The organism is Bartonella sp. AD328YNZD, from assembly GCF_042196425.1.
Genome location: NZ_JBHIQG010000040.1, coordinates 1 through 13,500 on the forward strand (window position 1 = coordinate 1; position 13,500 = coordinate 13,500).

Annotated in this window: 19 protein-coding genes and 1 pseudogene; 1 reads left to right on the forward strand and 19 read right to left on the reverse strand. The window is 35.2% G+C overall.

Annotation, left to right across the window (positions count from 1 at the left end; genetic code table 11):
• The 18 genes and pseudogenes from ACFIO3_RS03380 to ACFIO3_RS03465 form a co-directional block, all read right to left on the reverse strand.
• Positions 1–125 (reverse strand): annotated as a pseudogene (locus ACFIO3_RS03380) (trwi protein); the annotation flags it as partial.
• 188 nt (positions 126–313) lie between these two features.
• On the reverse strand, positions 314–1,081 hold the full coding sequence (locus tag ACFIO3_RS03385; RefSeq protein WP_375606611.1) for a type IV secretion system protein: 768 nt from the start codon (positions 1,079–1,081) through the stop codon (positions 314–316).
• A complete protein-coding gene (locus ACFIO3_RS03390; protein WP_375610335.1) occupies positions 1,078–3,549 on the reverse strand; it encodes a VirB4 family type IV secretion/conjugal transfer ATPase in 2,472 nt (823 codons plus the stop codon). Before ACFIO3_RS03390 ends, ACFIO3_RS03385 begins: the two co-directional genes overlap by 4 nt.
• Positions 3,550–3,551: 2 nt before the next feature.
• A complete protein-coding gene (locus ACFIO3_RS03395; RefSeq protein ID WP_375610334.1) occupies positions 3,552–3,860 on the reverse strand; it encodes a type IV secretion system protein VirB3 in 309 nt (102 codons plus the stop codon).
• Positions 3,861–3,872: 12 nt separating this feature from the next.
• Positions 3,873–4,181: a conjugal transfer protein gene (locus ACFIO3_RS03400; protein ID WP_375610333.1), complete on the reverse strand. Its 309-nt coding sequence runs from the start codon at positions 4,179–4,181 to the stop codon at positions 3,873–3,875.
• Between the two features lie 125 nt (positions 4,182–4,306).
• Entirely contained in the window at positions 4,307–4,627 is a 321-nt protein-coding gene (gene trwL, locus ACFIO3_RS03405; protein ID WP_375615002.1) for a VirB2 family type IV secretion system major pilin TrwL, read from the reverse strand.
• Positions 4,628–4,744: 117 nt separating this feature from the next.
• Positions 4,745–5,059, reverse strand: coding sequence for a VirB2 family type IV secretion system major pilin TrwL (gene trwL / locus ACFIO3_RS03410; RefSeq protein ID WP_375615003.1), 315 nt, complete (start codon positions 5,057–5,059; stop codon positions 4,745–4,747).
• Between the two features lie 114 nt (positions 5,060–5,173).
• Positions 5,174–5,485, reverse strand: a complete 312-nt coding sequence (gene trwL, locus ACFIO3_RS03415; protein WP_375615004.1) for a VirB2 family type IV secretion system major pilin TrwL — start codon at positions 5,483–5,485, stop codon at positions 5,174–5,176.
• A gap of 127 nt (positions 5,486–5,612) precedes the next feature.
• Positions 5,613–5,936 (reverse strand): VirB2 family type IV secretion system major pilin TrwL, encoded by a 324-nt coding sequence (gene trwL, locus ACFIO3_RS03420; protein WP_375612569.1) that lies wholly within the window; start codon positions 5,934–5,936, stop codon positions 5,613–5,615.
• A 56-nt stretch (positions 5,937–5,992) separates the two neighbouring features.
• A complete protein-coding gene (trwL, locus tag ACFIO3_RS03425; protein ID WP_375612570.1) occupies positions 5,993–6,319 on the reverse strand; it encodes a VirB2 family type IV secretion system major pilin TrwL in 327 nt (108 codons plus the stop codon).
• A gap of 57 nt (positions 6,320–6,376) precedes the next feature.
• On the reverse strand, positions 6,377–6,694 hold the full coding sequence (trwL, locus tag ACFIO3_RS03430; protein ID WP_375615005.1) for a VirB2 family type IV secretion system major pilin TrwL: 318 nt from the start codon (positions 6,692–6,694) through the stop codon (positions 6,377–6,379).
• 55 nt (positions 6,695–6,749) lie between these two features.
• Positions 6,750–7,067: a VirB2 family type IV secretion system major pilin TrwL gene (trwL, locus tag ACFIO3_RS03435; protein ID WP_375615006.1), complete on the reverse strand. Its 318-nt coding sequence runs from the start codon at positions 7,065–7,067 to the stop codon at positions 6,750–6,752.
• A 128-nt stretch (positions 7,068–7,195) separates the two neighbouring features.
• Complete coding sequence (gene trwL / locus ACFIO3_RS03440; RefSeq protein ID WP_375615007.1) at positions 7,196–7,507, reverse strand: VirB2 family type IV secretion system major pilin TrwL; 312 nt, start codon at positions 7,505–7,507, stop codon at positions 7,196–7,198.
• 76 nt (positions 7,508–7,583) lie between these two features.
• Complete coding sequence (gene trwL, locus ACFIO3_RS03445; RefSeq protein WP_375615008.1) at positions 7,584–7,901, reverse strand: VirB2 family type IV secretion system major pilin TrwL; 318 nt, start codon at positions 7,899–7,901, stop codon at positions 7,584–7,586.
• A 136-nt stretch (positions 7,902–8,037) separates the two neighbouring features.
• Positions 8,038–8,358, reverse strand: a complete 321-nt coding sequence (gene trwL / locus ACFIO3_RS03450) for a VirB2 family type IV secretion system major pilin TrwL (RefSeq protein WP_375615009.1) — start codon at positions 8,356–8,358, stop codon at positions 8,038–8,040.
• A gap of 144 nt (positions 8,359–8,502) precedes the next feature.
• On the reverse strand, positions 8,503–8,820 hold the full coding sequence (gene trwL, locus ACFIO3_RS03455; protein ID WP_375615010.1) for a VirB2 family type IV secretion system major pilin TrwL: 318 nt from the start codon (positions 8,818–8,820) through the stop codon (positions 8,503–8,505).
• Positions 8,783–9,082, reverse strand: a complete 300-nt coding sequence (gene korA, locus ACFIO3_RS03460; RefSeq protein WP_015857010.1) for a KorA family transcriptional regulator — start codon at positions 9,080–9,082, stop codon at positions 8,783–8,785. The genes trwL (ACFIO3_RS03455) and korA overlap by 38 nt, the downstream gene beginning before the upstream one ends.
• Before the next feature lie 117 nt (positions 9,083–9,199).
• Complete coding sequence (locus tag ACFIO3_RS03465; RefSeq protein ID WP_375704110.1) at positions 9,200–9,829, reverse strand: TrwN protein; 630 nt, start codon at positions 9,827–9,829, stop codon at positions 9,200–9,202.
• Positions 9,830–10,572: 743 nt separating this feature from the next.
• Between ACFIO3_RS03465 and ACFIO3_RS03470 the strand changes: the two genes are divergently transcribed.
• Positions 10,573–10,860, forward strand: coding sequence for an H-NS family nucleoid-associated regulatory protein (locus tag ACFIO3_RS03470; protein WP_015857007.1), 288 nt, complete (start codon positions 10,573–10,575; stop codon positions 10,858–10,860).
• 1,540 nt (positions 10,861–12,400) lie between these two features.
• Here the strand turns inward: ACFIO3_RS03470 and ACFIO3_RS03475 are convergent.
• A partial coding sequence (locus ACFIO3_RS03475) for a ubiquinone biosynthesis hydroxylase (protein ID WP_375704111.1) occupies positions 12,401–13,500 on the reverse strand: 1,100 nt, incomplete at its 5' end.

Here is a 13,500-nt window from a genome sequence, read left to right on the forward strand (position 1 = left end):
ATCGTGATTCCAATTGAAACGAAAGGTGTAATTGTAACAATTGCTTTTGAGGAAATACCCGTGACATATGTTTGTGTCACCTGGTTAATTTTATCGAAAAGTTGCGTGAACATAGTGAAGTTCATGGAATTCCTCTTTAATGAATTTTCAACTTTTTATATGATTTTTAAGCATTTTTCGTTGAACTTTTTAAGGATAAAATTAAACTTCGTAGACCTTTTTGATCTATGAGAGAGAATTGAGTATTACGCATTAACTTTTTCTTTTTACGAGCATACAGGGAAATAATATACAAAATGTTATTATAAAAGCTTTACCTAATAAATCTTATGGTAGGCATTTTCGTGTTTTTACTATTCAAAATTTTTATGTTATGCTTATCTTTCTGTTGTTTGATAAGTGTATGTTCAGCATTGCGTAAATGTGTAACCATTTGTAGTTTTGCTGTTTCATTTTGTAGCATAGCAAGCATTCCAATTATATGTGCTTGTAACTCGGCAATACTTTTTAGATCTTTTGTTGTCGTGATTTCTTTTAATAGTTCTTCAATTTGCTGAAAACGATTGTTTGCTTCTTGAAAAGTTTTTAAACTTACGGCTTTATCAGTGATGGCTGCATATTGGATGCGCTTGTTGATAAAACTGCTAGATTCATGGATAGTTACAGGAATTTCTTCTTCTTTTAAAATATTTTCAAGTGATGTAGATAAAGCAGAAGTTTTATTTCTATTGTAGAGATTCTCTGGATTTTTGAGAAAAAAGCTACTGTGATCTGTTTGTACATTTTTAAGCTTTTTAGTGTCGAATTTTTGGCTTCCCGTTATAGATTCGTGTATCTTTTTTGTTTCCTCAAGTTGTTTTTTTAGCATATCGAGAAGTTGGGCATCAGGTGGCGCTTTCTTTTCCTGTGGAGTTTTTTTAGGCTTTGATCTATTTGAAGATGACTTTCCAAAAAAATTGGGCCACGTCGTTGGGACTGATGCTCCCAAATCCGCCGCCCCAGCGCCCCAAACCCAAGCCATCGCTGGGTTTGAAATCCCTAAAGTTATTACAACTACTATTGAAATGACCTTTTTTTTCATGTTTCCCTCCTGTCATTTTTTGCGTGCTGTAAAAAAATTGGCAACCATATTGCTGGATCATCACCAACTTCTGCGATAATGCTTTCGGCTAACTCTGCGTTATCAGGCGTTCCTGATAACACCAAGAGCTCGTCACTAAAATCGTGTTCGATGGTTTTTCCATCGCGTGTCAGATGGAATTTACCAAGATTCAGTTCTGCAAGCGCAGATTGATCACCCTGCTTAATGAGGAATTGGCGACTAAACTCACCAAGTCCTTTAACGAGTTCAAATTCGGCATCTGTTAGTTTAAAGCCTTTAGTATAATCTTCATAATTTGCTTTGGGATTGGCTAGAAAAATGTAAGTTGCACACTGTTGAATGAGTGTTTTGGCAATATTACTTTCCAAGGCATCGCTAGGCTCTTGTGTTGCATAAACAAAAATACCATTTTGTTTACGGATAGTCTTTTGTTTATTTTTCGCTAAATCTTCAAAGTACGGATCTTGCAAAGGCTTCCAAAACTCGTCAAAGATATACATAAATCGCTGTCCGCTAATCATGCCTTCTGTGCGGTAAAGCAAATACATCATCACTGGAGTGCGAGTTTCAAAATTATCTAAGAATTCCGTGATATCAAAGCCGTAAATTTGATGTGTTGAGAGATCAAGAGCATCATGGGGATTATCAAACAACCACCCATAATCACCACCTTCACACCATTTTAGTAAGCGAGCATGAACAGATGGGTGAGCATTATAATCACTTAAACGTGGATTTGGTAAAAATTGTACTAGAAAGGACAAACGACGGAGTGATCGGTCAATGTTAGCACTCATAACAGACATAACTGCTTTGTTAATTTCTTCTTCGTCGTGATGCGTGACTTCACCACCAGCTTCTGCCAATTTTTTAACAAATTGTTTCAGAAAAATAAGATTTTCTTGTGTGGGTGGGAGTTGGAAAGGATTGAAACCACTTTTTCTGCCTGGCTTGAATGTTAAATATTTTCCACCCATCGCCCGAATGGCAATTTCCATACCACGATCTTTATCAAAAACAACAGTTGTCGGCTTAAATTTTTGTGCTTGTGCTAACAAAAAGCCGAGTAACACGGTTTTACCCGAACCAGATTGTCCGATAAGCGCGGTATTACCAAGTAAACGCTTATCTGTCGAGTCCTCTTCAAGTTTGGAGGCATGAAAATTGAAATAAAGCGGCGTTTTACTGGTTGTTTTAAGAATTGTGACGGCTGGTCCCCATGGGTTGCCAGTGGGTTTTCCTGACATAAAATTATGAAAAGATGAAAATGATAAAAAGTTCAATGATGTAATCGGAGCAGGACGCGGTCTCCATTTCCAATTGCCAGGAAGTTGTGCCCAATAGCCAGCCTCTATTGCTAAGTCTACAGGTTTGGGCAGTACCGCAACGTCTAGTAATGCTGCACTTGCTTTGGCCATATGGTCGCGAACTTGTTGAATTGTATCACCATAGATCGTCAATGTGCAGTGATGTTCTCCCATGACAAAATGCCCACTGATAAGCTGGTTTAGTGCTTCGTCAATTTGTTCAATTTGGCTCGTTGCCACATCTCGTGCATCAATCAGATTACGCTGATGCCGTTGTAAATAATCTTTAGCAGCATGTCGGGAGAGAACTGAAAAGCTCTGCGTCAATACGAACTCGAAGTCACTTTCCAACAAAACATTCAATTGTCCTGGTTTGGTTGTTGCATCATATTCTTTAATTTCCAGCATTCCAAATCGACGCATTCCACTGGTTGTTCGCAGTTCACCAAGAGCGCCCCATTTTGAGAAAAAAGGTCGATTGACAGACATATAGTCAGCAAAACGGTCATGGCAAATTGGCATAGGGCGATATTCACCATTGACAAGCATTCCAAGGAATTCAAGTGCAGAAGAATAAGCATGCCCATTTTTTTCATAAGCACCAAGAAGTTCTGCACCGTAACGGTTTAAAGATTGACCTAAAGTACGATTGATGTCATTGAGTTCTTTTATACATGTGTCTTGTCGCATCTTTTTTTGATCAAGCGTTTCACGTTCATGCTTAGAAAAGAACGACATAATTTTATCCGCTATCGGTTGAAAAATGACAGTCAGATATAAATCATTGACCATCAAATTATAACCAGTAAAGCTTTGTCGATATTTTTCATCAAGCTGATAACAAAACATTTGATCAAATGTTGAATCAGGATATTCATAAACACGGCGGCGCACAATATGTGCCCAAAATGATAAATTGGCCGATGCAAGCCCCCGTAGAGTATTGTTAAGCTCTTTTATCCATTGAAAAATATCTTCTTCTGAAGCGCTTTGATGCGAACGCCCGTCAATTTTCCAAATTGACAAATATTCCGCATTTTTAGTAGAAATAATCGTATCTGTAATATGATGTGAATAAGGCAGAAACAGGCTTACAGGTGCCTCTGATGCAAGGCGTTTGCTGCTTTCAACAGCTGTCATGTTTATCTCCTTTTACTATAATCAGAGGGACTATAACTTGATGCGCCCCAAAAACTTTTGTTGCGATTGCGAAATTTAGTATCGATCCATAACCACCAGATACGAAACGCCTTATCATCGTTTTTAGTAATTTGCACCATAATAAACCATAATGGAGGTGCTATAATCCACAAAAAGATACTTACTGTCATAGCAATAACAGCAACCCCCATAACCATAATGATAAATGGCATCATGGGGACACCCCATATCGTTGGAACACGTGTTGCTCCCTTGAATAGGGGGAATTCTTTTTTTTCTTGCGATTTCATGAAATGTTCTCGTCACTGGAGGTGAAATAATATGTGGCTGATATAAAAAGCTGCACCAGCAATAATGACACTGAATGCCCATCGCATAAATGTAGCTTTTGCGATAATGCGAAATATATAAATAAGCAAAAGTAATAAAAGAATGATAGCAGCAACGATAGGAATAATTATACTTAATCCATATTGCATCCCTATGAAAACATCTAGACTCTTTGTTTCCGTCTGAGCATATGCAGATTGAGTTATTAATAACATAATAAAAGTTATAAAAATATCACTAATCTTACATATTTTTGATTGAAGTGTATTTAATTGTTTCATATCTTTTATCCCCTTTTAATTAAAGTTGCTATAAATAATATTCCTTTTTTCGTAGTGTGAGCGATATTATTACTGGTAAAAATCTATAATCAACGAACATTAAAAACATTACGTATTATACTAATTTATGCTTGACCTGTAAATAGCAATTTAGCAAGTTGGGTTGCCGAGCCAGCAATGACAACGCCGATTGCCCACCGTACAAACGTATCTTTTCCTATGTAGCGGCCTGCGTAACCAATTGCTAAGCACAAAAGTATCACGGCAGCAGCAACAGGAATAATGTGATCAATAAGATCTGTTTTTAGAGCACTTAAAGCTTTTTCAGCAGGAGCTAATTTTGCATTTGCATATGCAGACTGTGTTATAAAAAATGCAATTATAGCTGTAGAAATTACTATGATTCTGTTGTTATTTTGTGTTTGGACATTAATTAAGTTTCGCATATCTTACTTTCATGAATATTTTATATTTTTTAAAATAAACAAATTACTATCTTTATATATTACAATTAGCAAATATAAACTCTTAATTTAAAAAACATTATGGATTATATCAGTTCATTAGTTACCTGTAAATAACAGTGTAGAAAGCTGTGTTGCTGAGCCAGCGATGACAACGCCGATCGCCCATCGTACAAACGTATCTTTTCCAATGTAGCGCCCTGCATAAGCAATTGCTAAACACAAAAGTATAACAGCAGCGGCGAGAGGGATAATCGTTTTTAAGTCATTTTGGAGTGCATCTAACGCCTTTTTTGCAGGATCTAATTTTACATTTGCATATGCAGGATTCATTATAAAAAAGGCACTTAGAGCTGCAGAAATTACGATAATTTTGTTATTATTTTTTAATTTGAGATTAATTAATTTTTTCATATTTTACTCTTATCAATACTTTGTATATTCTGAATATAAACGAAATATCACATAATATGTTTAAATTTATCAAACATAAACTCTCACATTATAAACATTATGTATTATAAAGACTCACACCTGCCCCTTGAATAACAGGCTCGCAAGTTGGGTTGCTGAGCCAGCGACGACAACGCCAATCGCCCACCGTACAAATGTATCTTTTCCGATGTAGCGTCCAGCATAACCAATTGCTAAGCATAAAAGAATAACGGCAGCAGCAACAGGAATAATATTAGTAGTAAGATCTGTTTGCAGAGTTTTTAAAGCATCTTCAGCTTTTAGTTTTGCATACGCAGGATGTACTATAAAAAATACACTTATAGCCAAAGAAATTGCTGTGATTCTGTTGTTATTTTTTAATCGGAAATCAATTAATTTTTTCATATTTTACTCTTAATTAATGCTCTTATTAATATTTTGTATTTATTATTATAAAATATATGAGATTCTCATATGTGTATAATAATTAGATATAAAACCTTATGATAAAAATATTATGCGTTATATAGACTTACGCTTGCCCCTTGAATAACAGGCTCGCAAGTTGAGTTGCTGAGCCAGCGATGACAACGCCGATTGCCCAGCGTACAAATGTATCCTTTTCTATGTAGCGGCCTGCGTAACCAATTGCTAAGCATAAAAGTATAACAGCAGCAGCGACAGGAATAATATTAGCATTAAGATCTTTTTGGAGTTCTTCTAAAGCTGTTTTTGCAGGAGCTAAACCTTGTACTTGGGCCCATACGGGATGTGTTATAAAAAATACAGTTATAGCCGTAGAAAGTGTAATAATTTTGTTATTGTTCTTTGATTGGAAACTAATTAATTTTCGCATATTTCTCTCATTAAGACTTTAAATAACATTTTGTATTATAGTTGTCATCTTTAATTTTAACTAACTGCACCTTTGAATAATAGCTGAGCAAGCTGGGTTGCTGAGCCAGCGATGACAACGCCGATCGCCCACCGTACAAATGTATCTTTTCCGATGTAGCGTCCCGCATAACCAATTGCTAAGCATAAAAGTATAACAGCAGCAGCGACAGGAATAATATTAGTATTAAGATCTTTTTGGAGTTCTTCTAAAGCTGTTTTTGCAGGAGCTAAACCTTTTGCTTGGGCCCATACGGGATGTGTTATAAAAAATACAGTTATAGCCGCAGAAAGTGTGATGATTTTTTTATTGTTCTTTGATTGGAAACTAATTAATTTCTGCATATTTCTCTCACTAAGATTATAGACAACATTTTGTATTATAGTTTTCATCTTTAAACTTTAATTAACTGAACCTTTAAATAACAAGTTCGCAAGTTGGGTTGCTGAGCCAGCGATAACAACGCCGATTGCCCATCGTATAAATGTATCCTTTTCGATGTAACGCCCTGCATAGAGAATGGCTAGGCATAAAAGTATAACAGCAGCAGCGACAGGAATAATATTAGTAGTAAGATCTGTTTGTAGAGCTTTTAAAGCTTTGTTCGCAGGTTCTATTGCTGCACATGCAGGATTTCTCATAAAAAATATAGTTACAGCAGCAGAAATTGCTGCAACTTTGTTGTTACTTTTTGGCTGGAGGTTAATTAATTTTCGCATATTTCTCTCATTAAGATTTTAAAAACATTTTGTATTATATCTGTCATCTTTAATTTTAATTAACTACACCTGTGAATAACAGGCTTGCAAGTTGGGTTGCTGATCCCGCGATGACAACGCCGATTGCCCATCGTATAAATGTATCCTTTTCGATGTAACGCCCTGCATAGAGAATGGCTAGGCATAAAAGTATAACAGCAGCAGCAATAGGAATAATATTTTTAACAAGATCATCTTGCAAAGTGTCTAGAGCTTTTTTTGCATTTTTTAATTGCACTGCATATGCAGGATTGCTAATAAAAAGTACAGTTAAAGCTGCAGAAATTGTTATAATTTCATTATTATTTTTCTGGAAATTAGTTAAGTTTCTCATATTTAGCTTCATTGATTTATCATAAATATTTTTTCTACGAAATAAGAAACAATTTCATTGATGTATAATGAAAGCATTGAAATCCAAAGTTTCTTTTACAAAAAATATTTCTTATTCCAAAAGATTTATCAGTTAGGTTTAAATAATAAACCAGCAAGTTCAGCTGCTGAACCCGCGATAACGACACCAATTGCCCACCGTACAAATGTGTCTTTTCCGATGTAGCGTCCTGCATAACCAATTGCTAAGCATAATAGTATAACAGCAGCAGCGAGAGGGATAAGCAACTTTAAGTCATCACGGAGTTTTTCTAAAGCACCTTTTGCAGTTGTTAATTGTTGAGCGTACACAGGATTGGACATGAAAAATACAGTTAAAGCTGCAGAGGTTTTAGTCGCTTTATTTCGAATTATTGTTTGAAGAACTTTTGATTGTTTCATATTGTTTATCTCAATTTAGATTTCGTTTTAGGATAAAAAGATATTTTACACAGCATGACTTTAATAGTCATTTTTATTACGCGCTTTTGAATAACATATTTGCAAGTTCAGCTGCTGAACCCGCGATAACGACTCCGATCCCCCATCTTACAAATGTATCTTTTCCGATGTAACGCCCTGCATAACCAATTGCTAAACATAAAAGTATAACGGCAGCAGCAATAGGGATAAGCGTTTTTAAGTCTGTTTGGAGTGCAGTTAAAGCGTTATTTGCAGGCTGTAGAACTACTGCTTGGGCTAAAACAGGATTGGACATGAAAAATACAGTTAAAGCTGCAAAGGTTTTAGTAGCTTTATTCCAAATTATTGTTTGAAGAGTTTTTAATTGTTTCATATTGTTTATTCCAATTTAGATTACAGTTGGTATAAATAAGTTCTTTTTTTGATATAGTTTGTTATTTCACTAAATAAAAATACAGAAATCTAAGTTTCTTTTTATAATAGACACACTTAGTGTTTAATAAGATTTATCAGGCGTTTTTAAATAACAAATTAGCAAGTTCAGTTGCTGAACCAGCGATAACGACACCAATTGCCCATCGTACAAATGTATCTCTTCCGATATAGCGCCCTGCATAAGCAATTGCTAAGCACAAAAGTATCACGGCTGCAGCGATAGGAATAATTTCTTTCAAGTCTTTTTGGAGCGCGTTTAAAGCTGTATCTGCGTTTTTCAAACCTTGTGCTGCTTGAGCCCATACGGGATTGTTCATAAAAAATACAGTTAAAACTGCAGAGGTTGCGGTAATTTTGTTATTATCGTTCAATTGAAAATTGATTAATTTTTTCATATCGTTCAACCTTATAAAATTGTATTTGGCGCAAGTAGTTTTTCCATGAAATAGGGATAATTTCATTGAATTGATGTGGAATAAAAGTATTAAAGTCTAAAATTCTTTTTTCATGAAAGAAATACTTCGTGTTTAATGGATTTATCAGGTAGGCTTAAATAATAAATTTGCAAGTTCAGCTGCTGAACCCGCGATAACGACACCGATTGCCCACCGTACAAATGTGTCTTTTCCGATGTAGCGTCCTGCATAACCAATTGCTAAGCACAAAAGTATAACTGCAGCAGCGATAGGGATAATCGTTTTTAAATCTGTTTGGAGTCCCTCTAAAGCCTTTTTTGCAGGATCTAAACCCGCTGCTTGGGCATATGTGGAATTGGTCATAAAAAATACAGTTAAAGCTGCAGACAATGCAACAATTTTATTACGAGCTGTTGTGTGAAGAATATTTAATTGTTTCATGTTCTTTATCCTGATTAAGATTAAAACTCCCACAAATGACCCCTCGTTCATGAAGAAACTTAAAAAGATATTTTGGATCAGCCCAAGTTCTTAGTTTTCCTCTTTGTGTAAGTAACGTATATTTATTTGGCTTTCCGGTGATTGGATCATCGGAAATAAACGTGAAATACCATTCTCTTTCTGAAAGCATCACGACTGTAATCTCACGTGCTGCTTTTTGACTAAATGCTATATCAACGCTGTTTTGTTCTATCATTTTCATTATCTTTGCCCTCAATTAGAAGAGATTTTGTTCAATCTTACTAATTAGAGCTTTAACATTTTCTTATCTACTTTTCATTATAATATCCTATCAAAATTCTGGGGTTTCGTGAAAATATCAGTCATCACTCAGCGATCTTCTCGATGAAGAAAAATCTTCAGCTGAAAAAGCATCGTGGGCGCTACTTTCTTTATGTGTAAATGCATCTTCCTCTCCTTTTGAAGAGAGAGGAAGAGAATCTACTTTAGTTGTCTGTTCTGGTTCTTCTTTTTTAAGCTTTATAGGCTCCTGCAAGCCTTGATTTCCTCGTACAGCAGCTTTTACTCCAATATATGAAGTAATTTTTTGCATACGGGTATGGTTTGAGTTTTCTGTATCGTAAAAATTCAGCACAGACTGCAAAGTCGCTTTTTCAAAGATGCACTTTGATGTTGTTTGTTCATAGCAGTAAGTTAAAGCGCTTTGTACAGCTGTAATATTTCTGCAAAAATCAAACGCATCAAAAAGAGAAAACAATTTCACATTTCCAACATCAATTTGCCCTAAAATTATGTTAAAATTATGTTCGCTCTGTTTAACTGTTGCGATTGTTTCCTTAAACTGAGATGATTGATAGAACAAGTTATCTTTATCATCTTTTACATAGATATTGTCCCGCGTTTCTTGTTCGGCAACAACTGAAAATGTCATGGGAGGCATATTGGATATGTATGCAGCAGCAAAAAATGTGAAATCTGGAACAATCATTAGCAATACACCTTATTATGAAGAATTTTATTAATACAAATGCTAATTCTGTGTTGTGCTTTTTCTCGTTGTCTTTTGATTTTATAAATTTGCAGAATGAGATTGTTTAGCTCAGAATATTCCTTGTGATTATTGCTTTGTTCTCTTCTAAGAATATTTCTAATATATGCGAATATCCAACTAACAAGATAAAAGTGTGGAATAAAATAGAGCACATTACGCCAACCAATATTATTGGAATCACGAAGAAAGGTGTTGCTTTTAAAAAATAATAATCTTTGATACTGTATTGAAGCTGCTTGTTTTATATAATTCTCTAGTTGCAAAAATCTTTTCAAAAAAAATTTATACGAAGTAAAAAGCCGTTGTGTATGAGGGGAGGTTTTCCTGTCATAATGAACTACACTATCATTATACAGAGAGGGCTTGTTCTTTGTTGCGCATTGCCATAACTTATAGAGTGACGATTTATATTTACTTTTGACTACTGATTCATAAGAGTCAGAGAGGTGCGATGGTGTTTGAGCACTGCATTTAGTAGTTCCAGCAACTGAACTGAAAAAAGATGCAGTGGCGGTAATTGATATACCAATAAACAGTTCTTTGTGGCTCAAAGCACATCTCCGTCAAAATGATATATGTATCGTAATTTTAATTTCGATAATAAATGGACAGAAATTGTCTATAATTGTGTTTAAAATATGACAAAAAGAAATTCTTTTTTTGCAAGGGGAGTAATTAAGGTGAATGATCTCAAAAATATGAATTTTGATGAACTACAAGAGATGCGTACACAAATCGATGTGGAATTAAAAAAACGGCAAGCAAAGGAAAAGCAAAATGCGCGACGAAAAATTCTTGAAATTGCTAATGCCCATGGAATTGATATCGCTGATCTTGTGAGCAAAGAGCGCCATTATAGAAATCCCAATAACCAATGGGAATTATGGAATGGGCGTGGACGTAGACCTAAGTGGATTAAAGAGTGGTTGGAGAATGGGTATACACTTGATGAACTCGAAGTAACGTAACACGTATGCGATATTTACAAGATAAGGGAATACCAAGGAATGTAAATGCAAGAAGTATGCTTTTTTGGGTAATTTGATTGTATAAACATACTGAACGAATATATTAAAGTATTGAGTTACAAAATACAATGATAGGGAGCGTGAAAAAGTTTATTTAAATGCAAAAAGTTTTGTTATTATAATCTGGCAAGCATAATGATGATGCCAGATTAGGAATATTGTAATTGCTTTTGGCATTTGAGAGAGCGGGATATTTTACTTCTTTTTATAGTTTTATTGATTCTTTACAAAAATGGTCGAAATGACAATAATTTATTGCATAGGGATTTTAACTCAATATGTAAAATGATAATTTTAGCAATTAATATGTTAATAAATTAGCATACTTATATTTTTGAAATACTGTTTTTTAGAACAAGCCTGATGTTATAGATTTTGTTTGGTCTTTTTCTGTAAGATTATATATGAGGCATTTACTTTATTTATCGTTCGTTTAGTTGAGATGAGTGAGTATGTAGAAAAATGGAAAATTTTTATGGCTGTTATGGGTTTTATAGAATTTATGACATATTTCTGAGCGTTTGTGATTAAAATTCATTTATGAGCGTTTATGAATAATGAATAAAGAGCGTATTTGAAAATAAAAGGATTGGATCATTTCTATTGCGGTTTATCTTCTTTTATGGTGTGAAATAGGGGGTGATATGCAGGTTTACAATTGTGTGTGACGGTATAGTGTACGGAACACTTTTTATATATTGGAATATTTTTTCTAAAGTCGTGTGGCATTCCACAATAAGTTAAAGAGTTTGTCTGAGAAGCAGAATGTCCCAAACCGAATACATTTATGTTTCCAATTTACGTGCTTTTTTAAAAGAAAAATTTTTCAATGCAATTAAGCTTATTTTATGGCGCTTTTCTTGAATAGTATAACGTAAAAGTCCCTATGATCATATAAAATCCATTGTACACCACCATTTTTACTTCGATAAAAAGTGTATGCCGGTGCCATTATACACTTTACTCGCCTCCAATGTTGCTAAAGTCCTTAGTCCTTGAGAGAGGGAGTCTTTGTATTACTTTGTTTAATTGTTTTTATTTATACGATACTCTCACTTGTGATGTGCAAGCGAATGATTTTGATTGCTTCAACATGAGAGAGATTTGAAATAAGGGTATTTTATGATCTTTAGACTTTTCACTCAATATGAGAACAATGAATTTATTATTATAAATAAAGGTGTTGTGTACTAAAAAGTCTTGTTTATTTTGTTATGCCGTGAAATGGCTTCTTTTAAGTGGTGATATAAGGTAACCTCTTTGAGACATTAAACGTTTTTTTCAGTGCATGGTGAATATTCTTAGAATGTAGCTTGCTTGTCGAGTCTTATGTTGAGTGAAATATGGGGGGGAGGAAGTCAAGAAAAAATTACTCGACAGGAATCCGGTTTGTAAACAGATTGGATGAGATAGGAATTTTTTGTTCTTTAAAGGAGGAAGGCAAAGGTTGTAAAAAAAGTGAAATAGTATGAATTTTCGCTTAAAGTGGGAAGCCGTGTAGAAGACGTGGGGCATTTGGAGTGAGTCCGGCAGCTTCTTGAATGAAGTATTTTTTTATTTTTGGCGCTTGATTAATGATTCCAAGGCCGGTATCGCGGAGCATCCGTAAAAGAAGGCTATCATTAGAAAAGAGTTTATTAAGCCAATCATTGCTTAAAGCCATACGGACAATTTCAAAACGTCTCCAGCTTTGATAGCGCTCTAAAGCTGTGAGAGAGCCAATGTCAAGACCTAGTCGTGCTGTTTCAATAATCACTTCAGCCAGCGCAGCGCTATCGCGTAATCCTAAATTGAGTCCTTGTCCTGCAATGGGGTGGATGGTATGGGCGGCATCGCCAACGAGAGCAAAACGTGGTTTAACGCATTGACGTGTTAAAGAAAGGCTCAAAGGAAAAGCTTGACGTTCGCCATTCCAAGAGAGTTTGCCTAATCGATGGCCAATACGTCTTTCGAGTTCTGTTTCAAAAATAAGTGCATCCGCTTTGAGATAATATTGCGCAGTTTTATGATCTTCATTCCACACAATGGCGGATCGGTTGCCTTTAAGAGGGAGAAGAGCGAAAGGGCCAGCAGGTAAAAAATGTTGAATTGCTTGACCATAATGGGGTTTTTCATGTTCAATTGTGCAGATAATTGCTGTTTGTTTGTAGGGATGAGAAAAGTTTCTAAGACCTGCTTTTTTGCGTAATTTCGAATGGGCTCCGTCAGCTGCAATAAGCAATTTTGTTTGCCAAACCTCTTCATTATTTAAAGTGACGGTTGTATGTTGGTCTTCTTGATGAAAATCAATGACACGTGTGTTTGTAATAACAGGGATATTGAGATCTTTGACACGTTTTTTTAAAGTATTGATGAGTTCTCTATGCTCTACCATGGCAGCAAAGGGCTCACCGGGATTAATGTCGCCTTCAAAGGTTAAAAGAGTGGGTTTGACCGGATCATTTGTGCTTGTATCTGTGATGATCATTGAATGAATGGGTTGCGCATAGGGTTTTACAGATTTCCAACATTGTAATTGTTTTAACATACGAATAGAAGCAGCAGCAAGGGCAATGGTTCGTATGTTAGAAGCAGGGGTAT

Excerpts from the sequence above, each read along its gene's own strand:
- ACFIO3_RS03385 (WP_375606611.1), bottom strand. The coding sequence starts at position 1,081 with ATGAAAAAAAAGGTCATTTCAATAGTAGTTGTAATAACTTTAGGGATT.
- ACFIO3_RS03390 (WP_375610335.1), bottom strand. The coding sequence starts at position 3,549 with ATGACAGCTGTTGAAAGCAGCAAACGCCTTGCATCAGAGGCACCTGTA.
- ACFIO3_RS03395 (WP_375610334.1), bottom strand. The coding sequence starts at position 3,860 with ATGAAATCGCAAGAAAAAAAAGAATTCCCCCTATTCAAGGGAGCAACA.
- ACFIO3_RS03400 (WP_375610333.1), bottom strand. The coding sequence starts at position 4,181 with ATGAAACAATTAAATACACTTCAATCAAAAATATGTAAGATTAGTGAT.
- trwL (WP_375615002.1), bottom strand. The coding sequence starts at position 4,627 with ATGCGAAACTTAATTAATGTCCAAACACAAAATAACAACAGAATCATA.
- trwL (WP_375615003.1), bottom strand. The coding sequence starts at position 5,059 with ATGAAAAAATTAATTAATCTCAAATTAAAAAATAATAACAAAATTATC.
- trwL (WP_375615004.1), bottom strand. The coding sequence starts at position 5,485 with ATGAAAAAATTAATTGATTTCCGATTAAAAAATAACAACAGAATCACA.
- trwL (WP_375612569.1), bottom strand. The coding sequence starts at position 5,936 with ATGCGAAAATTAATTAGTTTCCAATCAAAGAACAATAACAAAATTATT.
- trwL (WP_375612570.1), bottom strand. The coding sequence starts at position 6,319 with ATGCAGAAATTAATTAGTTTCCAATCAAAGAACAATAAAAAAATCATC.
- trwL (WP_375615005.1), bottom strand. The coding sequence starts at position 6,694 with ATGCGAAAATTAATTAACCTCCAGCCAAAAAGTAACAACAAAGTTGCA.
- trwL (WP_375615006.1), bottom strand. The coding sequence starts at position 7,067 with ATGAGAAACTTAACTAATTTCCAGAAAAATAATAATGAAATTATAACA.
- trwL (WP_375615007.1), bottom strand. The coding sequence starts at position 7,507 with ATGAAACAATCAAAAGTTCTTCAAACAATAATTCGAAATAAAGCGACT.
- trwL (WP_375615008.1), bottom strand. The coding sequence starts at position 7,901 with ATGAAACAATTAAAAACTCTTCAAACAATAATTTGGAATAAAGCTACT.
- trwL (WP_375615009.1), bottom strand. The coding sequence starts at position 8,358 with ATGAAAAAATTAATCAATTTTCAATTGAACGATAATAACAAAATTACC.
- trwL (WP_375615010.1), bottom strand. The coding sequence starts at position 8,820 with ATGAAACAATTAAATATTCTTCACACAACAGCTCGTAATAAAATTGTT.
- korA (WP_015857010.1), bottom strand. The coding sequence starts at position 9,082 with ATGAAAATGATAGAACAAAACAGCGTTGATATAGCATTTAGTCAAAAA.
- ACFIO3_RS03465 (WP_375704110.1), bottom strand. The coding sequence starts at position 9,829 with ATGATTGTTCCAGATTTCACATTTTTTGCTGCTGCATACATATCCAAT.